Annotated in this window: 22 protein-coding genes; 5 read left to right on the plus strand and 17 right to left on the minus strand. The window is 52.8% G+C overall.

All coding sequences use genetic code 11. The annotated features are described in order from the left end of the window. Positions 1–30: 30 nt before the first annotated feature. The 7 genes from FOE74_RS12610 to FOE74_RS12640 all read right to left on the minus strand — a co-directional run bounded on the left by FOE74_RS12610 (position 31) and on the right by FOE74_RS12640 (position 5248). Positions 31–975: a DUF6089 family protein gene (locus FOE74_RS12610; RefSeq protein WP_149098980.1), complete on the minus strand. Its 945-nt coding sequence runs from the start codon at positions 973–975 to the stop codon at positions 31–33. A gap of 119 nt (positions 976–1094) precedes the next feature. Next, positions 1095–1973, minus strand: a complete 879-nt coding sequence (locus FOE74_RS12615; RefSeq protein WP_149098981.1) for an NAD kinase — start codon at positions 1971–1973, stop codon at positions 1095–1097. A 77-nt stretch (positions 1974–2050) separates the two neighbouring features. Beyond that, positions 2051–2716: a CBS domain-containing protein gene (locus FOE74_RS12620; protein WP_149098982.1), complete on the minus strand. Its 666-nt coding sequence runs from the start codon at positions 2714–2716 to the stop codon at positions 2051–2053. Next, positions 2706–3476, minus strand: a complete 771-nt coding sequence (locus FOE74_RS12625; RefSeq protein WP_149098983.1) for an alpha/beta fold hydrolase — start codon at positions 3474–3476, stop codon at positions 2706–2708. The genes FOE74_RS12620 and FOE74_RS12625 overlap by 11 nt, the downstream gene beginning before the upstream one ends. Positions 3477–3511: 35 nt before the next feature. Beyond that, on the minus strand, positions 3512–4087 hold the full coding sequence (locus tag FOE74_RS12630) for an anthranilate synthase component II (protein WP_149098984.1): 576 nt from the start codon (positions 4085–4087) through the stop codon (positions 3512–3514). Between the two features lie 175 nt (positions 4088–4262). Continuing rightward, the gene (locus FOE74_RS12635; protein ID WP_149098985.1) at positions 4263–4772 is read right to left on the minus strand and encodes a CvpA family protein; all 510 of its coding nucleotides are present in this window, start codon (positions 4770–4772) and stop codon (positions 4263–4265) included. Between the two features lie 14 nt (positions 4773–4786). Then, the gene (locus FOE74_RS12640) at positions 4787–5248 is read right to left on the minus strand and encodes a GatB/YqeY domain-containing protein (RefSeq protein ID WP_149098986.1); all 462 of its coding nucleotides are present in this window, start codon (positions 5246–5248) and stop codon (positions 4787–4789) included. Positions 5249–5363: 115 nt separating this feature from the next. Here FOE74_RS12640 and FOE74_RS12645 point away from each other — a divergent pair, with 115 nt between their 5' ends. The 4 genes from FOE74_RS12645 (at position 5364) to FOE74_RS12660 (ending at position 8457) form a co-directional block, all read left to right on the plus strand. Next, complete coding sequence (locus FOE74_RS12645; RefSeq protein WP_149098987.1) at positions 5364–6080, plus strand: pyridoxine 5'-phosphate synthase; 717 nt, start codon at positions 5364–5366, stop codon at positions 6078–6080. An 80-nt stretch (positions 6081–6160) separates the two neighbouring features. Then, positions 6161–6730, plus strand: coding sequence for a hypothetical protein (locus FOE74_RS12650; protein ID WP_192576614.1), 570 nt, complete (start codon positions 6161–6163; stop codon positions 6728–6730). 38 nt (positions 6731–6768) lie between these two features. Beyond that, a complete protein-coding gene (locus FOE74_RS12655) occupies positions 6769–7536 on the plus strand; it encodes an alpha/beta fold hydrolase (RefSeq protein WP_149098989.1) in 768 nt (255 codons plus the stop codon). Between the two features lie 201 nt (positions 7537–7737). Continuing rightward, the gene (locus FOE74_RS12660) at positions 7738–8457 is read left to right on the plus strand and encodes an SAM-dependent methyltransferase (RefSeq protein ID WP_149098990.1); all 720 of its coding nucleotides are present in this window, start codon (positions 7738–7740) and stop codon (positions 8455–8457) included. A gap of 522 nt (positions 8458–8979) precedes the next feature. On the opposite strand, the gene FOE74_RS12665 is transcribed toward FOE74_RS12660, so the two are convergent. From FOE74_RS12665 to FOE74_RS12695, 7 genes are all read right to left on the minus strand, one after another. Then, complete coding sequence (locus FOE74_RS12665; protein ID WP_149098991.1) at positions 8980–10365, minus strand: murein hydrolase activator EnvC family protein; 1386 nt, start codon at positions 10363–10365, stop codon at positions 8980–8982. Further along, complete coding sequence (locus tag FOE74_RS12670; RefSeq protein ID WP_149098992.1) at positions 10352–11113, minus strand: DUF4292 domain-containing protein; 762 nt, start codon at positions 11111–11113, stop codon at positions 10352–10354. The genes FOE74_RS12665 and FOE74_RS12670 overlap by 14 nt, the downstream gene beginning before the upstream one ends. Beyond that, a complete protein-coding gene (locus FOE74_RS12675; RefSeq protein ID WP_149098993.1) occupies positions 11106–12863 on the minus strand; it encodes a tetratricopeptide repeat protein in 1758 nt (585 codons plus the stop codon). Before FOE74_RS12675 ends, FOE74_RS12670 begins: the two co-directional genes overlap by 8 nt. 16 nt (positions 12864–12879) lie before the next feature. Then, entirely contained in the window at positions 12880–13887 is a 1008-nt protein-coding gene (locus tag FOE74_RS12680) for a sugar phosphate nucleotidyltransferase (protein ID WP_149098994.1), read from the minus strand. Between the two features lie 123 nt (positions 13888–14010). After that, positions 14011–14457 (minus strand): dUTP diphosphatase, encoded by a 447-nt coding sequence (dut, locus tag FOE74_RS12685; RefSeq protein WP_149098995.1) that lies wholly within the window; start codon positions 14455–14457, stop codon positions 14011–14013. Positions 14458–14476: 19 nt separating this feature from the next. Next, positions 14477–15976: a lipopolysaccharide biosynthesis protein gene (locus FOE74_RS12690; protein WP_149098996.1), complete on the minus strand. Its 1500-nt coding sequence runs from the start codon at positions 15974–15976 to the stop codon at positions 14477–14479. 149 nt (positions 15977–16125) lie between these two features. Next, complete coding sequence (locus FOE74_RS12695; RefSeq protein WP_149098997.1) at positions 16126–16908, minus strand: enoyl-CoA hydratase/isomerase family protein; 783 nt, start codon at positions 16906–16908, stop codon at positions 16126–16128. 243 nt (positions 16909–17151) lie between these two features. On the opposite strand from FOE74_RS12695, the gene FOE74_RS12700 reads away from it, so the two are divergent. Continuing rightward, complete coding sequence (locus FOE74_RS12700; RefSeq protein ID WP_188686735.1) at positions 17152–17583, plus strand: hypothetical protein; 432 nt, start codon at positions 17152–17154, stop codon at positions 17581–17583. A 622-nt stretch (positions 17584–18205) separates the two neighbouring features. On the opposite strand, the gene infB is transcribed toward FOE74_RS12700, so the two are convergent. The 3 genes from infB to FOE74_RS12715 all read right to left on the minus strand — a co-directional run bounded on the left by infB (position 18206) and on the right by FOE74_RS12715 (position 23386). Further along, complete coding sequence (infB, locus tag FOE74_RS12705; RefSeq protein WP_408014893.1) at positions 18206–21463, minus strand: translation initiation factor IF-2; 3258 nt, start codon at positions 21461–21463, stop codon at positions 18206–18208. A 188-nt stretch (positions 21464–21651) separates the two neighbouring features. Then, entirely contained in the window at positions 21652–22905 is a 1254-nt protein-coding gene (gene nusA, locus FOE74_RS12710) for a transcription termination factor NusA (RefSeq protein ID WP_149099000.1), read from the minus strand. Between the two features lie 7 nt (positions 22906–22912). Further along, positions 22913–23386 (minus strand): ribosome maturation factor RimP, encoded by a 474-nt coding sequence (locus tag FOE74_RS12715; RefSeq protein ID WP_149099001.1) that lies wholly within the window; start codon positions 23384–23386, stop codon positions 22913–22915. Positions 23387–23511: the final 125 nt, after the last annotated feature.

Genomic DNA, 23511 nt, shown 5'->3' on the forward strand with positions numbered 1-23511 from the left:
ATTTACTCAAAATCAAAAGGTGTTTCCGGATTAACGGAATTTCGGGCCTCTTCTTGTTGGAGCTAAGATATAATTTAAGCTAAAGCCGGTAGTGATGTACCAGTCATCATCAGAAACGTCTCCTCTTTGGTCTCCGTCAGCTCCATAACCCTGTATTCTTCTGAAACCATTCTCAGTGATAATTGGATAAGAGCTGGCTCTTGAGTTCTCAGCGCTTCTGTCAGAAAGAATGGCAGCCTCTTTGCTCAACTTACTTTTATCAGCATAAGATGAACTTACATCATCTAAGTAGTCAGTGAATGTCTTGCGCCAGGTGATCTCAAAACCAAGATCCCAGCTTCTAGCCAACTTGTATTTCACGCCAAGGCCAAAAGGAATGGCAAACTGGATTTTTTTGTAAGGATCTGGATAGTTACCTCCATTTGCATATTGTCCTTCAGTACCCAACGGCTGCAACTCATACCAACCGGCCGGCATTTCTTGACCATCATAATAGGCTTTAGGGTTGTGGTGGAAAACGGCTACGCCTACAAAGGCATACGGAGTAAAGTCTGGGCGGCGAAGGTAGGTTCTGCGGTTCTCAAACAGATCTACTACCCCGTGTACGCTTAATTCCTTGATGTCATTTCTGAAGCTGAGGTTCCGCTTGAACCTTGGCTCGTTCTCTGGCTCTGAGAAATTAGCGCTTTTGCTGTCATCTCCGGTGATCCTGCCCCAAGAAAGGGCGGCTCTACCAGAAATCCTGGGCGTGAACTTGCGGGTGAAGTTCACTGAAACGCTGGGGCGGGTGGAGTTCAAACGCAAACTGGTGAAATCAGACTCTGGCGTCACATCACCAAAGTAGTTCATGGCGTTCAAACTGATCCCTACACTGTTGTAAAGATTTCTCCTACTAAAACGCTGGGCCTCTGCCTCAGGAGCAGCAGCCATAAAGAGAATAAACAAGATTAAAGAAGTAGAGAAAAATTTTTTCATGCCATCAACTATTATTAACAATTTAATTACAAAGCGCCTCTTTCACTGCAACGGACAAAATTATGCTTTTTTTTATTACCGCAAACAGACAATAGGACTTTATTATATTTGAGTTTTAATTAACCATTCCGCTGATCCAACCCCCAATGCATTTTAGTCCTAAGGGTAGTCAGAAAATTAATTTGATTCAATTTTACTAATCTGGCATTAAAATCCTCCCGTCTTACCGCCAGCTGGATGGTTGCATCTACTGGTTTAGACCGCGAATCTAATGACACCAAATACCTGGTACTCCGTCCTTCAATCTCAAAAGAAATTACACTTTTATCAGAGACCACCAGGGGGCGCACGTTCAGGTTATGTGGGCATACGGGAGAGATTACAAAATTGTTTGTCTGCGGCATCATTACCGGCCCGCCACAGGATAGTGAATATCCTGTGGAACCAGTAGGAGTTGCCACTATCAGGCCATCTGCCCAATAGGAGTTTAAATATTCCCCGTCAATGTACGTATGCACGGCAATCATGGAGGAGGTATCCCGCTTCAAAATCGAAAATTCATTCAACCCGAAGTTTTTCCCCTCAAAGACCTCCTGGTCGCTGTCCAGGTGAATAAGGGATCTGTCTTCCAGCGTAAAATGCCCTTTCAGCAATGAGTCCAGCGCCATTTCCAGGTGGGCATATGGCACCGTAGCCAGAAAACCCAGCCGCCCCATGTTAATGCCCATAATAGGAATTTGCAAAGCCCCCACGTACGTCACCGCGTCCAGCAAGGTACCGTCACCGCCCAGGCTCAACATGTAGTTCACATCTTTGAGGCTGGTTTGGCGGGTGAATACCTCCGCCTGGGGCGGAATGCTGGCAAAAGGCGCCAATGACTCCACAAAGTGGTCTGCCACGGTCACCTGCACCCCTTCCCTGACCAAGATTTCAAATAGCCGGCGCACAAAAGGAATAACCTCTTCCTTCACAGGTTTACCAACTATCGCTATTTTCATCTTCCGTCTTGGTCAAAGATACTGCAAAGCATTCAATATCAGAACAAATATATATTGCTACCGGTAATATTTAAAATTTAGATATTCAGGTAACGCAAAAGCATGTCCAACCTGTCCTGATCTTCCGGGGCACTGGAGGTATCTTGAAACTGAGCAGTTATTTTATACCCAAACCGTTCCAGGGTGGCCACAATGCGGGAAAGATCTGACGTATTGATCTTGAGGGTGAGCTTTATCCTGAAGATGTCTGCCTCATCTGGTGAGACATAAGCACTTAATATCTTGGCGTTATTGGATTCTACCAACCTGCTTATCTCACTCAAGGAATAGTCCCGCTCTGCCATGCAAAGCACCAGAATACCGCCCTGGCCTTGCAGCGCAGACATCTGGCCAAACGCGGAGATGGTGTCATTCACTGTGATAACGCCCAGGTATTCCTGCAAATCATCCAACACGGGCACTACCTGTACCTTGTTCTTGATAGCGAGCTCCATCACATTGTAGAAATGCTGGTTCTGCTGCACGTGCACGTGTTCATAATCAAAGGGAATGTTCTCCAGGACCATGTCTGGGTTCTTAGCCTCCAGCACATTCTCCTCAGTGACCAAGCCTAAGTATTTGCGGTTTTTCACCACGGGCAACTGGTTCAGCCGGAACTCATCCATCCAACGCACGGCTTTTTCGCCGGTGTCAGAGAGTTTGAGGGGGGGAACCATCTGGTTTATCAGTTCTTCAGCGATCATACACAGCAGTCTTTATCAGGAATCTCTCTAAGATACTGTTAAAGGCCTCCGGATGTTCCATCATAGGTGCGTGGCAGCAATGGTCTATGAAGTGCAGTTCAGAATTCTGGATCAATCTATTGAACTCATGCGCCACCATGGGCGGCGTGATGGTATCATTCAAGCCCCAGATCAGCAGGGTTGGCGCCGTGATGCCCCCCAGGTCTTTGCCCAGGTTATTGCGCTGCGCAGACTTGGCAATGGAGATGATCCTGAGCACTTTGGGGTTGCTGTTGGTGATGTCAAACACTTCATCTACCAGTTCCTGGGTAGCCACGGCCGGATCATAGAACGTGTATTCAATGCGTTCCTTCACAAAACCATAGTTCCCGCGCTTAGGGAAAGAACCGCCCATAGAATCTTCAAACAAACCAGAGCTGCCGGTTAAAACCAGGCGCTTTACGCACTCCGGGCGCTTGAGGGCAAACTCCAGAGCCACATGGCCGCCCAATGAGTTGCCCAATAAGGTCAAATCAGACAGTTGCTTGTAAGAAATAAAGTCTTCCACGAACTCAACCAGGCCCGGCACACTGGCCTGCGGCAACGGCATCTCATAGAGGGGCATGAGCGGAATCACCACCCGGTAATTTTTATGAAAATAAGAGACCACTCCCTGCCAATTACTAAGCGCGCCAAACAGCCCATGAAGGAGCAACAGCACTTCGCCCTCGCCTTCATCTATGTACTCAAACCCGCCTTCCTTCTTGATTTCCAAGTTCATGTGAGAAAATCGCTAGTAATGATCGTAAGTAGAAACTAATATAGGGTTGTAATATTAGCAATATTCACCCAATTTCTGAGCATTTCCAGTCCGTGTTGGGTGAGGGCCGCCTCTGGGTGAAACTGCAGGGCGTAAAGCGGCAGGTGCGCGTGCCGAAACGCCATCAATTCCCCCTCGGTCGTGTGGGCCAGCGGCACCAACGTAGCGGGCGCTTCCTGCACCACCAGAGAATGGTAGCGCACTACCGGTACTTTTTCTGGCAGGCCCGCAAAGATAGGGTCCGGCGCGCAGTGGATCTGGGAGACCTTGCCGTGCATCGGCCGCAGGCCTTTCTCTACTTTGGCCCCGAAGAATTGGCCCAAGGCCTGGTGCCCCAGACAGATCCCCAGCATAGGCAGCCGGTCATGGTAAAAGTCAATCACGGCTGGCATCACCCCGGCCTTCTCCGGCGTGCCCGGCCCCGGCGACAGCACAATTCCCTCTAACGGCAAAGCCTGCAATTCAGCCAACGGGACATCATTCCGGCGCACCTCCACCGCTACCCCTAATTGCCTGAAATAGTCATAGAGGTTGTAGGTAAAGGAATCAAAATTATCTAAGAGCAACAGCACAGAGAGGGAAACGCAACGAAGAGGAAAAAAGATATTCCTGTTTCAGGCCCGCTTTTTAACATACAGGCCCAAAACAGGAAATAAAATCAAGTAACTAACCAGCGGAGCCGCCGTTTTAGGGCTGGTTTACAGAAAACAAGGCCTAAACCCAGAGCTCCTCTACCCTGCCCGCCTGCTAGGCAAAAGACTCCAGGGCCTCGCGGCCGAAGGGGATAATCCATTGCACAAAAGCCCAGGCATTAGGGGCGGCCTCCAGGTAATAGGGGTACACCTCAGACTCACGCACCGTGTGCAGCGCCGTGTCTAAACCGGTGGCGTTGGCAAAATAAACGAGCAGGCAGATGGCCAAGGCCCATTTACCGCCGCCCAGCACGGCCCCTATCACATTGTCCAGCAGTCCCAGCGGGGTTAAATGCACCCCTTTTTTGACCATCTTGCCCACGGCCCGTACGGCAAACCCGATGCCTATGAACACTAGCAGGAAGGGCAGAAACGGCAGAAATCCGGCGCTCTCGCCCAGCCATTCATGAATGGGCGGTGTCACCAGCCCCACCAGCTTCATCCCGAACACGGTGATCAGGACAAAGGTGGCCAGGGAAGCCACCTCCAGGATTAGGCCTTTAAAATAGCCTTTGAAGGCGCCGTACGCCACGGGCAACAGCAGGAAAAGGTCAAACGTGCTCACGTATGAGAGGTTCCTTAGGCGTTGGTGTTGTTCAAAAGGGCATTCACAGCGTTGGAGATGGCGCGGCCGTCGGCCTGGCCCGCCAGTTCGCGGGAAGCCACGCCCATCACCTTGCCCATGTCTGAGGGCCCCAGGGCACCTACGCGTTGGATGATCTCCAGCAGGCGCTCGCGCAGATCGCCTTCGTCCAGTTGCTGCGGCAGGAACTCCTCAATGATGGCCAGCTCGGCCAGCTCAATCTCCTCCAGGTCGGGGCGGGACTGGGTGCGGTACACCTCAGCCGACTCGCGGCGCTGCTTGGCGGCCTTGGTCAACAGCTTCAGCTCTGTGTCTGGGGTAAGGGCCTGCACGCCGCCTTTCTCGGTCTCGGCCAGCAGAATCTGGGATTTGATGCCCCGCAAGGCTTGCAGACGGGTTTTGTCTTTGGCCAACATGGCTTGCTTGATACCGGCTTCTACTTTTTCTTTCAGGCTCATAGTTTATTTAGTAAAGGTGCCGCGGCACCCGGGTCAGAAATCATTTAGGAATGGGACGCTAAGTTTCTTTTATCTTTGCCAAATCCTTCAGGAAGAACGTTAACGCAAAAGCAACATGACGAAACTGAGCGTAAATATAAATAAAATAGCCACGCTACGGAACGCCCGCGGCGGCAACCGCCCAAATGTGGTACAAACGGCGCTGGATTGCGAACGGTTTGGCGCCCAAGGCATCACCGTGCACCCCCGGCCCGATGAACGGCATATCCGGTTTCAGGATGTATACGACCTGAAGGGCGTAGTGACTACCGAGTTCAACATTGAGGGCAATCCCACGCCTGACTTCATCAAACTGGTGCTGTCTGTGAAGCCCGAACAGGTGACCCTGGTGCCAGACGCCCCAGACGCCATCACCTCCAACGCCGGTTGGGACACCATCAAGCACAAAGACTTTCTGGTAGACGTCATTGCCAAGTTCAAAGCCCACGGCATCCGGACTTCCATTTTCGTAGACCCCATCAATGCCCAGGTAGAAGGCGCCGCCCACACCGGCACCGACCGCATTGAACTTTATACCGAGGCCTACGCCCACCACTACCACACCCACCGCGAAGCCGCCGTGCAACCTTACGCCGAGGCTGCGCGCGTGGCGCAGCAGTGCGGCCTGGGCTTGAACGCCGGCCATGACCTGGACCTGGACAACCTCAAGTACCTGAAAGAACAGTTACCTAACCTGGCTGAGGTCTCTATTGGGCACGCCCTGATCTGTGACGCGCTGTATTACGGCCTGGAGAATACCATCCAACTGTACCTGCGCCAACTCAACTCCTAAATGACAGGCTTCTCTTTTTCCTTCTGTTTTCAGAAAAGCAGCAGCAGAACGCGACGTAACTGGGTTGGCTTATGCTAGGCGTGCTGTTTAAGATAGCGGCCTTTGTGGTGGCGGCGCACTACGCCGTGCGGTTCTTCGACTGGCTTTTCAAGAAACAGCAGCGGGTGTATTTCCTCTCGCCCATGCGCCAATTCAAGATGGTGTTCTGGTCTTTGCTGAGCTTCTGGCTGGGCGGCTCCATGCTGGGCCTGCTGCTGCGGGACCAGACAGACACGCCCCTGGAACAAGGCATTGCCCTGGGTTTAGGAGTAGTGCTGTTCCTCTTCGCGCTGCCCACCTTGCTGGTGCACGTGCAGTACTGGCGCCATGAGCGGGAAAACGCCCTGGAATTGGAAAAAGAAACCCAAAGCGCGCTGCTGCTGCAACCCAGCGGCAAGTACCTGCTCACCCCGCAGCAGGTCAGGCAGATCACCCATACGAAAAGTTCGTCCCAGCGCTTTTTCTGGAGCTCGTACCACTACCTCACGCTTTCCCTGGCAGACGGCCGGCAAGTGAAAATCACCTCGTTGTTACTGGATGTAGAGCAACTGAAGGCGCTCTGGCCCCGCGTACCCTGCCAGACCAGAACGAAATGGATCTGTTTTCTGTAAAACAGACCTAAAACCCGCATACCCAACCGCTCAATTCTATGGAATTAAATTATAAACTTTTAGGCGAAGGCCAGCCTTTACTTATTCTGCACGGCCTTTTTGGCACTTTAGACAACTGGCAAACCCTGGGCCGCGAGTTCTCCAAGACCTACCAGGTCTACCTGATTGACCTGCGCAACCACGGCCGCTCGCCGCATTCAGAGGAGTTCAGCTACCAACTCATGACTGATGATATTCTGGAGTTCATAGAGCAGCACCAACTGCAGGCCCCCATGATCATTGGCCACTCCATGGGCGGCAAAGTAGCCATGAACTTCGCGCTGCAGCACCCAGACCAGCTCTCTAAGCTACTGGTAGCGGACATTGCACCCAAGTACTACCCGCCGCACCATGATGATATCCTGGAGGGGTTCCGCTCCATTGACCTGGCTTCTATCCAGAACCGGCAAGAAGCCGATGACCAACTGGCCGTGAAGGTAAGCGACTATGGCACCCGCCAGTTCCTGCTCAAGAACCTGTACCGCCAAGAAGACAACAGCTTTGGCTGGCGCCTGAACCTGGACGCCATTGAGCGGAACTTGGACCAAGTGCTGAGTGATATTGTCTCTGAGACGCCTTTCACCAAGCCCACGCTTTTCCTGCGGGGAAGTAATTCGCGCTACATCAAACCAGAGCAGGATCTGCCCCAGATTCAGGCCCTTTTCCCGCAGGCGACTATCCAAACCATTGAGAACGCCGGGCACTGGCTCCACGCTGAGCAACCCCAGGAGTTCTACCGGTTGGCCATGGAATTCCTGCAGGCATAAAACCTGCTTTTCAGAACCTGGCGTAGGTGCACCTCTGGCAATTCAAGTTGAAGGCTAATTTTTCTGTTGAATCCCGACCGTAAACGAGGAAAGCGCCTGAACCAGGATCTGGTGGGCGAACAGGCAATAATCTAGATGATAAAAGTGGACTCAGCTGCTTCCCCTGTTTTAAGCCGCTTTTAGATAAAATACCTAATAAACATGAGTACTCCCGCCAAAGGCACTCTTTTCCTGATTCCTACCGTGCTGGCTGAGGACACGGCCTCTGCGGTGATCTGCCGGCAGGTGGCGGAGGTGACAGCTCACCTGAAATATTTCCTGGTGGAGAATGCCCGCACCGCCCGCCGCTACATCAAATCCATTGCCCCCTCGCAGACCATTGAAGAACTGCAGATCACAGTCATTGACAAGAATTCCTCAGATGCGGAGCTAACGGCGGCCCTCAAGCCCTTATTGGCCGGCCAGGACGCCGGAGTAATCTCAGAGGCGGGCTGCCCCGGCGTGGCCGACCCGGGGGCGGAACTAGCCCGGTTGGCACACCAGCACGGGGTAAAGGTGGTGCCGCTGGTAGGGCCTTCGGCGATCTTGATGGGGCTGATGGCCTCGGGCTTCAACGGCCAGTCTTTTGCCTTCCACGGGTACCTGCCCATTGAGAAGCGTGACCGCATTCTGGCCTTGAAAGGGCTGGAGAAAGAGATGGCGATGAAAGACCAGACCCAGATTTTTATGGAAACGCCCTACCGCAACAAGCAGATGATAGAAGATTTGCTCCAGCACCTGAACAAAAACACCAAGCTCTGCATAGCGGCCAACATCACGGGCTCCAATGAATTCATCAAAACCCTGCGTGTAGCCGACTGGAAAGGGAAAGTACCGGACCTGCATAAACAACCCGCCGTCTTCCTCATCTATAAGCGCTGATCCTACCCCGTCGTTTTAGAGCTATTTTCAGAAAACAGGTCCAAAAGAAGCAGCCAAGAACCTGAATTAAAAACAAGGTCAGGAACAAGCATACCTACTTTCTCTCTGTCATCCTGAAAGGATCTTGGTGGCGAACGGCAAATGCATTCCATAAGTGCCTTTCTAGTTCGCCCACAAGATCCTTCCAGGATGACAATATGTTTTATTTGTCCTCTTACCTACAAACGTTGATTTCTCTCCTCGTTTAAGAGCTATTTTTAGAATATAGACCAGAAAAGGAATAGCGACAAATTGTGTTTACAAAGTAGACGCAACAATTATTAGCTTGCCGGTTATTAGTTTGCTGGCGCGAGCCTTCAGACTCGTGCCTATGGATGCTGCGAGTCTCCAGACTCGCTGGGAACCACCATCTGAAGCTTAACCCATCCGCTCCCGTGCAAATAGAAAGGGTAGAGAACCGCAGTTCTCTACCCTTTCTATTTCTATCCCGTTTTTGTCAAAAAGGCCGCTAAATAGGAATGCTTATTTAGGCATGAGCCAGCCTTGGGGGTTCAGGTTCGTTTGGTTTTTCCAGATCTGGAACTGCAGTTCTGAGGTACCCTCGGCATCAGTGTAGACGGTGCCAATGGTTTCTTTCGCGCCTATCTCCTGGCCTTCGGTCACGCTCACCGTGCGGAGCTTGGCGTAGACGGTAAAGTACTCACCGTGCTGCACCATCACAATGTTGTTCATGCCAGGGATAGTATGCACCGCCAGCACCTTGCCCCCGAAAATGGCCCGCACCCGCTCGTTGGCTCCGGTCTGGATGTCAATGCCGCGATTTTCCACTACCACGCCTTTCAGCACCGGGTGCGCCTGGCGCCCGAAGCGCTGGGAAATGAACCCGCGCTCTACGGGCCAGGCAAAGCGGCCTTTGTTCCCGGCAAAACTGTTGGACAGGACGGCGGCCTCTGGGGTAAGGGTCACCCGGTCACGGCGGGTGGCAGTGGCCGCGGGTTTCTCGGCGGCAGGCTCTGGGGCTGGTTTCCCTGCCGCGGCGGCGGCTCTGGCGGCGGCCGCCGCTTCACGGGCGGCTTTGGCTTTGGCAGCTGCCTCGGCGGCACGGGCCGCCCGGGCAATCTCTTCCCGCACAATGTTGGCAATCAATTTATCTAACTGCCGTACCGCCTGCTGCCGACGTTCCACCTCCTCTTTCAGAGACTGCTCCTGCTGACTCAACTGCTGAATGACCTTGTCTTGCTGGTCATGCATGGAAAGCAGGTTGTTGTTTTCCTTCAGCTGTACCGTGAGCAGGCTTTTCTTCTGCTGTTTCTGCGAGGTAAGGGTATTGAGCTGCTGGTTCAGGTTCTGTTGCAGAGCCTCAATGGCTGCCGCCTGGTTTTTACGGGCCTCGGTGTACTGGCGCAGGTAGCGCATGCGCCGCATCATCTGGTTGAAAGAATCAGAGGCGAACAGAAACATGAGCTTGTTGTAGCTGTTGGCGGTCTTGGAGGCGGCATAGATAAGCCGGGCGTACTCTTTCTTCAGGCGCTGCAGATCGGTTTGGGCATCGGCTACTTTCTCCTCGGTGGTGCGCAGGTCGCGGTTGAGGTAGGTGATCTCTGAGGAGATGTTGTTGATGACGCCTTTCTGCACCGTGATCTTTTCCTTGATCACGTTGAGCTGCCCCAGTGAGGCCTGTTTCTTCTGGGCGGTCTGCTCCAGGATACGGTTGGCTTCCTGAATACGCTTGAGGTTCGCGTTTTTCTCGCGCTCCAACTGGGCTTTGCTTTTTACGGGTGTTTTCTTCTTGGCAGACGCGTTAGAAGAGGGACGGGAGGTCTTCTTCTGCTGCGCCTCTGCAGAAGTCAACCCAATCAAGAAAAAGAATAAAAAAAGATAAAGAAGCCCCGCCCTATTTACGTTCATAGTTCGAAGGTACTGAAAAAGGGAAATCCAGAGAAGAATCTGCCGTGGAAACCTGATTATGTTTCACCACCACAATAGAGGTCTTGGCTGTGTTTCCCTCGGGCTGCTGGATCGTGAGCAGCAAAGATTTAGCGAAAGGGCGCCCGTTCAACTCCTCAAATTCCTGGTAGTCTACGGTCATCAGGTCTTTGTTGGCCAGGTTGCGTACCTCGGTGCGCTTAAGCTTGAAGCGGGTGGTGTCTATCATCTGGTCAATCTGCAGCTGGCCCCGCACCTGCCGCACGTTCTGCACCGGACCGTCTTGCTTGAACTTCTCCTGCTGGGCATCGCCGGGCACATAATTGCCTATGAGCAGTTCCTGAAGCGTTTTGAAATCAACGTCAACGTTGTAGCGTTTGGCCAGCAGGGCAAATGACCCTATCAGGGTTTCATTCTGCACCTTGTTCACCATGTACACCGAGTCTGGGGTGATTTTAAGGCGGGCTACCTCAAACCCCAGTTTTTGCACCGAAGCCCAGATCACCTCGTCTTTTTTCATGCGCAGGGTGATGTTGGCACTCAGGCCGCTGTTCTCACTCTGCACTTTTCCTTTGGCTGAGAAGTAGGTGTAATCTGTATTGACAACGCTTACCTTGTTCATGGTTTCCGGTGACACTCCGGCAGCGGGCCCAGAGGCTACTTTTCTCTGACACCCTACCAATACCAGCAAACTCATACCCAGGGCGTAGATAACGCTACTTCTATTCATATAGTTTTTTGTCTTTAATCTTCTTGCTGATGCCTTCTGAGGCACCGCCCACCTGGTTGGCCCGTACCCATTGTTTCAGCGCCAAATCACGCTGGCCTAATTGGTAGAGCACATCACCATAGTGTTCAATGATAGTAGCGTCTGAAGAACCCGCCACTGCTTTTTCTAAAAGTTTTTTAGCTCCCTGGTAATCTTTGAGCTTGTACAGCACCCAGGCATAGGTATCTAGGTACGTTGGATTATCAGGGAATTGGGCCACTAAGGCTCCTGCCATGGCTTTGGCCTTGGCCAGGTTTTGCCCCCGCACAGAAAGGAAGTAGCTGTAGTTGTTCAGGGCGTGCGGATTGCTGGGGTCTACGGCAAGTACCGCTTCATAGGCCTGGTCTGAGAGCGCGAACTGCTCTAAGGAGTGGTAGGCATCCCCTAACTGCAGGTTGAACTGCAACTGCAGGTCTTTGTTACTTCCAGCCAGCCGTCTTCCATATTCCAATGACTTGGTGGCTTTGGGGTAGTTCTTGCCAATGAGATGGGCCGTGCCGTTGTAAAACCAGAACATGGGCTGGTTAGGAAAGAACTCCAGCGCCCGCTCTGAGTGGACAATGAGGGAGTCGTTCTGGTTCAGTTCCCCGTCTAGGAGCACGATCTGCTGCCAGATCTTGTAATGCCCCGGATCTAAGGCCACCGCCTTGAGGTAATGGTCACGGGCGGGTAATTTCTGGTTGGCGTTCACGTAGATGTCACCGGCCACGGCAAAGGCTTTGGCTTCCCGGGGGTGCGCCTTGGTGGTCAGCTCGGCCAGTTTCATGGCCTGGGCCGCTACTTTATCGTTGGGCAGCCGCCGGATGTAATCTACCAGGATCTTCACCTTGGAGTCAATGTCCAGAGAAGGATTTCCGAAGGCCAGTTCCAGCTGGGCATCTGCCTCAGCAGTCTTGCCTTGCTGTTGCAGCAGGTCGGCCAGCATCAGGCGCCCATAGGCATTGTCAGGGGCTACCCGCAAGGCCTTCTCCGCCATTTTGATGGCATCTACGGTCTTCTTGTTCGCGGCCAAGATCTCGGCCTGGGCCAATAGATAGCGGACTTCCTCTGGTTTGGAGGAGATGAGGTTATCTCCTTCCTGAAGCGCCTTTACCAGGTTGTTCTGCTTGAGGTAGATTTGCTGCTTTTTAAAGGAGATTTCCTCAATCAGGCCGTATTTCTGCTCAATCTTATCCAGAGTGCGCAAGGCATCTTCCAGGCGGTTCTTGGCCAGGTACAGGTCGGTGAGGTTGAAGAGGTATTGTTCAGTGTTAGGGAGCTCTTGGGTAAGCCGAGCGTAGACTTTGATGGCATTGTCATACTCCTGCTGGTTCGTGTAAATCTGGGCCAGCAGCAGATGGTAATAGGCATTCTTGGGTTGCAGCTCCAGGGCAGCTTTGGCAAAGGGCAGAGCGCCCCGCACGTTGCCCAGCAGCAGGCTGGTTTCCGCTAATTTGTAATTGACCGCCGCGTTGTTGGGGCTGATGGCGTACGTCCGCTGGAAACGGTCAAGGGCTTTGTTATACTCCTCCAGCACGAAGAACTTCATGCCTTCCAGAAAATAGGACTCACTTAGCTGCTGCTCCTGCGGGCTCAAGCTAAGGGAAGGTGCTCCGGCGGTTTGCACCGCCGTCTCCTTCTCTTTCTTGCGCTCAGATTGGGCATAGCTTTTTTCTCCCGCCACTACCAACCCGCACAAAGCGGCCACTATCGTGAGTCCTCTTTTCAACATAACTTAATCCTCCTGTCTAGCCACGCAGGGTATTGTAGTCGCCTAAGCTCAAGTCTGACGGCATTCCTTCATATACAACGTGATTGCCTACCATTGAGTTAGCAATATGCGCATGGTTTATTTTGGTGCTTTCCTGCACAATGCTGTTGCTGATCACGGACCCGGTTACCTGGGTGTTGTTCCCTATGGAAACGTGCGGACCTACCACAGAATTGTTCAACACCACGTTTTCTCCCAGATAAACCGGCGGAATAATCACGCTGTTGTTCACTTGGGCCGAACCGGATACCAAACCTTCTTCATCCTGGATATACTCCAGGTACCGCTGGTTCGTGAACACGGTAGAATCTTTGTTTCCGCAGTCCAGCCACTCAGAGATCTGGCCGGGGATGAACACCGATCCTTTGCTCTTCATGTTCTCCAGGGCGTTGGTGATCTGGTACTCGCCTTTGTCTTTGATGTCGTTATCCAGCAGGTACTGCAACTCGCTGCGCAGGTACTCGCCGTCTTTGAAATAGTAGATGCCAATGATGGCTAAGTCAGACACGAAGTCCTGTGGTTTCTCCACAAACTCGGTGATATGACCAGCTTCGTTCAGCTTTACCACGCCAAACGGACGCGGGTCTTCTACTTTCTGCACCCAGATGGTACCTTCAGCAGAGGTATCCAGCTTGAAATCTGCTTTGAACAAGGTATCGGCGAAGGCCACTACCACGTTTCCTTTCAAGGCGCTCTGGGCGCACAAGATGGCGTGGGCGGTACCCAGCGGTTGATCCTGGTAGTGGATAGAACCTACGGCACCCACAGACTCTGCGATCTTCATTAACCGCGCTTCTACTTCTTTCCCAAAGTTACCAATGATAAAGGCTACTTCTTCAATGGGCTCCTGGCACACCTTGGCAATGTCTTCCACCAACCGCTGCACGATTGGTTTACCCGCAATTGGGATAAGGGGTTTAGGAACTGTAAGGGTGTGCGGGCGCATACGTTTGCCCATGCCGGCCATTGGTACAATGATTCTCATAGTGTCTCTTAAATAGGTTGCTTAAGTATGGCCTACCTACGGGTTTTTCCAGATTTAGATATGCTAATCTCCCGTTTGCAGGCTATTTCCTCGAAAATATAGTAAAAACCGAAGATAGCCAATTTATTGTTTACCCGTGCTGCCGTACCCGCCGGCCCCACGCTGGGTTTCAGTCAGCTCTTCTACGGCCTGCCAGGCCACGCGCTCGTAGCGCGCCACTACCATCTGCGCGATCCGCTCCCCGTCTTCCACCACAAAATCAGTGTCTGAGAGATTGACCAATAATACCTTGATCTCGCCGCGGTAGTCAGCGTCAATGGTGCCGGGACTGTTTACAACGGAAATGCCGTGTTTGAAAGCCAGGCCGCTGCGGGGCCTGATCTGGGCCTCGTGCCCCTCTGGTAGTTCAATACAAATCCCGGTGGGGATAAGCGTGCGCTGCAAGGGCTTCAGGGTCACAGACGCCTCCAGATTGGCTCTAAGGTCTAACCCAGCAGAGTGTTCCGTGGCGTAGGCGGGCAGCGGGTGCTTGCCCAGGTTGATGACGTTAACGGGGAGAGTTGTATTCATAGGAAGCTAATATACGGAATTATCTATTTACCTGCCGCTGCAGAGGCTTTTCCACCACCCATACCACCGCTAAAAATACCGCACACAGCCCCAGGTGGTAGGCTTGCCGCAGCCAGAAGTTCTCCATTTCCCAGGCATAAGCCAGCCAGATAAGGCCTGAAGCCAGTAACAGGTACCCAAAAATAGCTTTAATGGGGTAAGGCACCGGGAAATACTTCTGCCCAATGGCGTAGCACACCACCGCCATGGAAAAGTAGCAGAGAAACGCGGCAATGGCACTGCCCATGTAGCCCAGCACCGGAATCAGCAGATAATTGGCCACCACCGTGACAATGGCTCCAAAGATGGTGATGTACGTACCGTAGTGGGTCTTGTCAGTGAGCTTGAACCAGACGGTGAGGTTGTAGTAGACACCGTTGAACAGGTAGGCCAGCAGCAGCACCGGCACTATTTCTAATCCCGTCCGGTACTCTTCCTGCCCCAGGAAATACTGGAAGATGTCCAGGTTGGCACTGATCCCCAAATAGGCCAAGGCGCACACAATCACAAACCACCGCATGACCACGGCAAAAGTGGCAGGGGAATTCTTATCCTGCGCCTGCGCAAAGAAGAACGGTTCCGCCGAATATCGGAAGGCCTGGATCATGAGGCTCATCATGATGGCCAGCTTATAAGTGGCTCCAAACACGCCCACCGCCTGTTTATTGGTTACCCCTGGATAAAAGCCTTCGGGCAGCCAATGCTCCAACATAACCCTAGAGAGCATCTCATTGGTAGCCCCAGCCAGCCCCATGACCAGTATAGGAAAGGCGTACCCTAGCATAGGCTTCATCTGGCCCAGATCTAACTTAAACCGGAAATCAGAGAACTCGCGCCACAGCATGGGAATGAACAACAGGTTGGCTACCATGTTCACCAGAAAGATATACCCAACCCCTAAGGTTGGGTCATAGATGGCTTCTATCAGTGGCCGTAGTTCCGCCAGGTATTTCCCTTCATACACCTGCTGGCAGAATACGAGGAAAAAAAGGTTTCCGCCAATCACCAGGAAAATGTTGACCAGCCTGATCACCGCAAACCGGATGGCCTGGTTCTCTAACCGCAACCGGGCAAACGGAATAGCGGAGAGGGCATCAACCGCCATGGTAATGGCTAGCCAAATAATATACTTTTCCTTACCAGGATAGTCTAAGGCAGCGGCAATGGATGCTGCGTTAAGTAGAATAAGAACTGTTAGAAGAAGACTGGAAACCAGAATGAGCGTCTGCACCTTGTGGTAGAGTTCTCTCCTGTCCACCCCTGGCTTGTTGGCAAACCTGAAAAAGGCCGTTTCCATGCCATAGGTGTAGACAATATTCAGGAAGGCCACAATAGCGTAGAGATAGGTGACGACACCGTATTCTTCACGCTCAAAGACGGTGGTGTACAGGGGCACCAACAGATAGTTCAGGGCGCGGCCCACAATGCTGCTGAGTCCGTAGGCTGCGGTCTGCCCTACCAGTTTCTTAGCTAAACTCATAGTTGGTTAGGCAAGGGAATGGTGCCAGGAAAGGAAGTAGGCAAGGGATAGAAGTTTCTTATTTACACCTACTCCCGATTTTAGCCGCTTTTCTGAAAAACAGGCTAAAATCGGGAGTAGGCAATGATTTAAATGGGAGCGAGTGTATCTTATACTCCTTTGAAGGCTGGCTTGCGCTTCTCTAAAAAGGCCGAGGTGCCTTCTTTGAAGTCATCTGACCCGCAGCAGCGGCTGAAGGAGTTGGCCTCGGTCTGGTAGCCGTTCTCTTCTTTGTCATACCAGGCGTTCACGCAGTCCACGATCATGCCTACGGCCAACGGCGCTTTGGCCACAATCTTCTGCATGATCTCCAAACATTTGGCGTTCAGTTCTTCCAGGGTGGTCACGTGGTTCACCAAGCCTATCTCCTTGGCCTCTGCCGCAGAGATCAGGTCTCCGGTCATCATGAGTTCCATGGCTTTGCCTTTGCCCACCAATTGGGTTAGGCGCTGGGTTCCGCCGTACCCGGGGATAAGCCCAAGGTTTACTTCCGGCTGCCCAAAGCGGGCATTCTCGCTGGCGACTCTGATGTGGCAGGCCATGGCTAACTCACAGCCTCCGCCTAAGGCGAACCCGTTCACGGCAGCAATGACTGGTTTAGGGCATTCCTCAATCATGGAGAAAACGTCCTGGCCCCGTTCCGCGAAACGGCGCCCGTTCACCTCGTTCAGTTCCGCGATCTCTGAAATATCGGCCCCGGCCACAAAGGCCTTCTCCCCGCTTCCCGTCAGGATTACCCCCCGCACTTCGGTATCATCATACACTTCCTGGAAGGCGCTGTTGATTTCCTTTACCGTCTCAATGTTGAGGGCATTCATCTTGTTAGGACGATTTACCGTGATAAACAAAATACCGCCTTTGTTTTCCAGCAGAAGGTTATTGTAATGGGCCATGTTCTATTGTCTAAACGTCTGTTTTTCCCAAAAATAAGAACCGCAAATATAAAGAAATCCACACAGAATATTTCTCTTGTGGGGGTCCCTTTAAAAATACTCTTCATGCCGCCCTTTCCCGGCTTAAACCTTAGGAAAGTATAAAAATATTCTTCAACTTAACCTTGTCTTTGCGGAACAGTTCTCTGCCGTTTACCGTTACCCAGAATATAATATTTCCACCCCCTCAGCCCTTATTATCGGATGACACGATTCCTAAGATACATTGCCTTTGCAATGACGCTTGTCTTGTTGGGCGCGAACGCGTCTGAGGCCAAGGCGCAAAAGCCCCGCAAGGGAAAGCGTGAAGCGGCCCGGCGCGGCCCTGAAGGCATCAAGAAAGGCCAGGTTGGCACGGGCAACTTTGAGCGCACCATGCTGCTGGAGCGGCAGAAAGCCGTGGCCTCTGCCAAGACCAGCGGTGGCATGTACTCCGGCCCGCGGTACTCCATGCCAGATAACAAATATGACACGGGCGTAGGAAGGTTCTCTACGGGTTCTTACAAAAACAAGGCGACCTCTAAAAGAGCCACTAAAACTCGCAAGTCCAAGCGCCTCATTGACCAGGACAACCCCAACGGTAAGCTTTACCAGCAGAGCCTTAACAAGCGCAACCGTAAATTTTTGATTTTCTAATCTCTGCCAGCTGCTACAGCTATAAACAGGAAAGCCTCTTCTACCCGTAGAAGGGGCTTTCCTGTTTATAGCCCTTTTTCCAGAAACCTGGCCTAAAACAAAACCTGTGAAAGGTGCGTGCTGAGCCGCCCTTGGCAGAGACACTCGTAGGACCTGCGGACACTACGAGGTCTTTCTGAGAAACGGGATAGCGGCGGAAAAGAACTTCCCTTGGTTAAAAATGCACCAGTTGTTTTACGGCTCTTTTATTCTAAATGAGGCAGAAAAGGACCAGCACCTGAACCAAATAGCTCTAACTCAAAAGACCTCGTAGTGTCCGCAGGTCCTACGAGTGTCTCCGCCCATAGCCTTGCCTGTACAACTCTCTCTCCTGGCCATTCCCAAGAATCCATAGTCTCTTACGTGCCATTGTTGGTGGTATCACCAACAATCCTTTATCAGGCACTTTTATCAGGCACTTTCCAAAAACCACCATCAGACTGAAATGGATAGGAGTTGGTGGTGAGAACACCAACAACGGCACCCCTTTCCCGACTTTATTCTGAAAAACGAGCCTAAAGCCCCCAAACAAAAAGCCCCACCTGGGTAGGCGGGGCTCTCTTTTTATGTGAAACGGGGCAGGTTAAAGTGTCCGTTTGATTTCACGCTCTTCGTAGGCCTCAATGATATCTCCTTGCTGAAGATCATTGAAGTTCTTGATACTGATACCGCACTCGTAGCCTTGGCGTACCTCAGAGGCATCGTCTTTGAAGCGTTTCAGAGCCAGGATCTCACCGGAGTGTACCACGATCCCATCACGCACCAATCGGATTTTCGAGTTCCGGGTGATGGTACCATCTGTGACCATACAGCCGGCAATGGTGCCCACCTTGGTGATCTTGAACACCTCGCGTACCTCTACGTTGGCCATCACCACCTCTTGAACGGTTGGTGCCAACATACCTTCCATGGCGTCTTTCAACTCATTGATGGCATTGTAGATGATAGAGTACAGGCGGATATCGATTTGCTCGTTCTCTGCCAGTTTGCGGGCATTCACGGATGGACGTACCTGGAAACCAATGATGATGGCATCTGAGGCCGAAGCCAACAGTACGTCTGACTCTGAGATCTGGCCTACGCCTTTGCTCAGGATGTTCACCTGCACCTCTTCGGTAGACAGTTTCAGTAAGGAGTCAGAAAGTGCCTCCACAGAACCATCCACGTCACCGCGTACAATCACATTCAGTTCCTTGAAGGTACCAATGGCCAAACGACGACCGATCTCATCAAGGGTGATGTGTTTCTTGGTACGCATGCTCTGCTCACGCTGCAACTGCTGGCGGCTCACGGCAATCTCACGGGCTTCACGCTCCGTCTCCATCACCACGAACTTGTCACCGGCTTGCGGCGCCCCGTCAATCCCCAACACCTGGATAGGCATGGAAGGACCGGCTTTCTTATGGCGGCGGCCCAACACGTCGGTCATGGCTTTCACCCTTCCGTAATGCGAACCAGCTACCAGAATATCCCCTATTTGCAGGGTTCCGGTTTGTACCAGCACGGTAGCCACGTAGCCACGGCCTTTATCCAGGGCGGCTTCAATCACGGTACCCACCGCACGGCGTTCTGGGTTGGCTTTCAGATCCAGTAATTCGGCTTCCAGCAACACTTTCTCCAACAGCTCGTCAATTCCTTGTCCGGTCTTAGCTGAGATCTCCTGGGACTGGTACTTACCACCCCACTCTTCCACCAATACGTTCAACTGGGCAAGTTCCTCACGGATTTTGTCTGGGTTGGCGGTTGGTTTATCAACTTTGTTGATGGCAATCACGATAGGCGACCCGGCCGCTTGCGCGTGGTTCAGGGCTTCCTTCGTCTGTGGCATCACGCTGTCGTCAGCAGCTACCACAATGATTACCACGTCTGTCACCTTGGCACCACGGGCACGCATGGCGGTAAAGGCCTCGTGACCCGGAGTATCCAGGAACGTGATGTCTTTTCCGGCCTCAGTGGTCACCTGGTAGGCGCCAATGTGCTGCGTGATTCCCCCCGCCTCACCGGCGGTTACCTTGGTTCTTCTTATGTAGTCAAGCAAAGAGGTTTTACCGTGGTCAACGTGACCCATGATGGTCACAATTGGAGCCCGCGGCCGCAGATCCTCTTCGGCATCGTCCTCTTCAATTCCAATGTTCTCCTCTTCCTCCGCAGAAGCGAACTGCACGTCATAACCGAATTCATCGGCAATGATGGTGATGGCTTCAGCGTCAAGGCGCTGGTTGATAGACACGAACATACCCAGGTTCATACAGGTCTTGATCACGTCGTTCACGCTCACGTCCATCAGGGCGGCCAAGTCATTGGCTGACACGAACTCCGTTACGCGAAGGATCTTAGACTCCAGCTGTTCCTGTAATCTGCGCTCATCTGCGGCATCTGCCACGGCAGAGCGTTTTTCTCTCCGGTATTTGGCGCGGTTTCCTTGGTTTCCGCCTTTGCCTCCGCTCAAGCGGGCCAGAGTGGCCTTGATCTGATCCTGGATTTCCTTGTCCGTTAATTCAGCACGTGGCGCATTGGGTGCACCCGTCCGCTGTCCTGGTCCGCCGGGGCGCTGGCCTGGGCCTCCGCCGCCTGGACGGTTGCCTTGGTAGCCACCGCCAGCAGGACGGTTGCCTTGCTGGGCTCCACCGGCTCCGCCTTGGCGGTTAGCGGCTTGGCCTGTTCCTAACGGACGGTTACTGGTGGCTCTATCACCGGCGCGGTGTCCTTGCGGAGCAGCCGGGTTAGTACCGCCTTGGGCACCGGTTTTAGGTACTTCAATGCGTTTGCGTTTCTTCTTGTCTCCGCCGCCTTGGCCTGGCTGGCCGGGCGTGCCTGGCTGGTTGCCCCGCCGGCGCTCATCTGAAGATGCCACCGGTTTGCCGCCCTTGCCACGACCACCGCTTACCGGTAATTCAATCTTACCAAGTACGGTCAAGCCTTTCAGCTGGTCTGCCTGGGCTTTGATGGTTTCTTTTGGAGCCTCTGGTGTACTTGCCTCAGCTGGTTCATCGGGTTTTGAATGAGCAGCAGCAGGGGCCGGAGCTGGGCTAGCGGCTGCGGCTGGTGCCGAAGCCACCGGGGCTGGAGCCGCTGGTTGCTGGGCCTCTGGAGCCGGCGCTTTAGGCGCTTCCGCCACTGGGGCTGGCGCAGGTGCTGCCACTGGTGCAGCAGGCGCAGGGGTTGGTTCCACTGGCGCTGGCGCAGCGGGTTTCTCTACCGCAACGGGGGCCTCAGGAGCCTTTGCTTCTACCGGAGCGGGAGCGGGAGCCGCTGCCGGGGCTGCTGCCACGGGTTGCGCGGGCGCAACAGGTTTCTCTGCTGCCGGGGCTTCAGGCGCTTTTGCTTCTACCGGTGCCTCTGCCGGCTTGGCCGGTTGGGCCACAGGCGCCTGGGCTGCCGGAGCCGCAGGGGCTGGAGCCTGCTTGGGAACTGGTCTGCCTTTGGCATCCAACTCAATCTTACCCAGGATTTTGATACCGGGCAAAGAAGACGCAGGCGTAGCCGCCGCGGCTGGTTCTGGAGCAGGCGCCTGCACCGCTGGTGCGGCGGGCTTGGGCTGCTCTGCCGGCTGCGTTCTCACCTGGTTGGATTTGATAAACATTTCCGGCTCAGGCTCCGGTTGCTGCTTCTTAGGCTCTGGGCGCTCCTCTGGTTGCGGCTTCTTCCCAGGAAGGTTCAGATCTGCCGCCTCGGCCTTGGCCTGCATAGAGGAAGCAAACTCTTTCGACAGCATATTGAACTGCTCCGGGGTAATTTTTGAAGTAGGTTTATTCTCGATCTCAACCCCTTTTTTCCCCAGGAATTCCACTACCGTGGAAAGGCTGATGTTCAAAGTGGTTGCTACCTGTTTAAGCCTCATCGTTCTTTCTTCTGACATGTTCAAATATGCTGTTATAATTTACTTTTAGTAGTTACTTGTTTCTTACTCATTAAAAAGGATGGGTGGCCTTGACGACTTCGCGTTTTTGTCCTCTTCCCCGGAAAATAGGCCAAAAATGGCACCCACCCTCCAGTAAGGTCAAATAACCCGGCACATAAAGCGCACCACTAGTTGTTTTCTTCTGAATCAAACTCTTGGCGGATGATCTGGAGCAAATCCTCTACGGTCTCTTCTTCAAGCTCCGTACGGCGCACCAAATCTTCCTTGCTGACGGCCATCACGCTGCGGGCTGTATCCAGACCAATGCGCTTCAGTTCGTCAATCACCCAGCTTTCAATCTCGTCAGAGAATTCAGTCAGGTCAATATCCTCGTCAAACTCCTCGGCTTCGCGGAACACGTCAATCTCCAGGCCTACCAGTTTACTGGCCAGCTTGATGTTCTGCCCGCCTTTACCAATGGCCAGGGAAACCTGGTCTGGTTTCAGGAACACAGAGGCGCGTCCGGTTTCTTCGTTTATCTTGATGCTGCTGATCTTGGCAGGGCTCAGCGCCCGCTGGATGTACAGCTCCATGTTGTCTGTGTAGTTGATCACGTCAATGTTCTCGTTCTCCAACTCCCGCACAATGGTGTGGATACGCGAACCTTTCATGCCCACGCAAGCTCCTACCGGGTCAATACGGTCATCATACGACTCCACGGCCACCTTGGCGCGCTCACCTGGCTCGCGCACGATCTTCTTGATGGTGATGAGGCCGTCAAAGATCTCGGGCACTTCGCCTTCAAACAGACGCTCCAGGAATTGTGGAGAGGTACGGGAAAGAATGATCTTTGGGTTACCGTTGATGATCTCCACGCGCTGCACCACCGCCCGCACCACGTCACCTTTGCGGTAACGGTCTTTGGGGATCTGCTCAGATTTAGGGATCAGCAACTCGTTGTCTTCTGAGTCCAGGATCAACACCTCGCGGTTCCATACCTGATAGACCTCGCCGGAGATGATCTCCCCTACCTGGTCTTTGTATTTCTGGTACAGCAAGTCTTTCTCCAGGTCTTTCACGCGCTGAATAAGGGTCTGGCGCGCTGTCAGCACGGCTCTACGGCCGAAGTCTTCCAGCTTGATCAGCTCAGAAACCTCTTCCCCTACTTCAAAGTCGGGCTCAATCTTGCGGGCCTCAGAAAGGCTGATCTTGTCATCGTCCCAGATATCCTCTGAGTTATCGTCTACGATCTCGCGGTTACGCCAAATCTCCAAGTCGCCTTTCTCTACGTTCAGGATGATGTCAAAATTCTCATCTGTCGTCCACTTCTTCCGGATCATAGTGCGGAACACGTCCTCCAAGATCCGCATCATGGTAGGGCGGTCAATGTTCTTGAATTTAGCGAACTCCGCAAACGACTCGATTAATATTGAACTATCCATGTCTTTCTTATTTAAAAGAGATTACAATCTGCGCTTTCACAATGTCTACGTAGGGCACTTTCACGGGCTCCTGCAAAGACACCTTATGTTTCTGTTTTACCTCTTCGGCAAATAAAATTCCGTCTTCCACTACTTCCTGCAGCACCCCCACTTTCTCTCCGCCTGCCGCCAAGGTGATCTTGATGTTGCGGCCCACGTTCTTGGCGTACTGGCGGGCCTCCGTAAGGGGATAGTCTACGCCTGGTGAGGAAACCTCAATGGAATACTCCATCTCTTCGCCGTACACCTCCTCAATCTTCTTGGACACCCGACGGCTGATCTTGGCGCACTGCTGGATGGTGATCCCCTGGTCGCCATCGGCTAGAATGGTCACCTTGGGCCGCACCGGTGTATCTGACACCTGTACTGACACCAGGAACAAGTCTGGCTCCGGCAACGCTTCCTGCGCAAAATCTGTTATTGTTTTCTGATCTAAGGCCATTCGTGCTCTGGATAACAAATAAAAAGGGGGACTCTCTCGTCCCCTCCATTTCACTTTAATCGCACAAATGTACAAACAAATCCACTGAAACACAAGCAACAGCGCATTATGTACGCGTTAAGATA

This window comes from Rufibacter glacialis (assembly GCF_008271745.1).
In the GTDB taxonomy this organism is placed as follows: Bacteria; Bacteroidota; Bacteroidia; order Cytophagales; family Hymenobacteraceae; genus Nibribacter; species Nibribacter glacialis.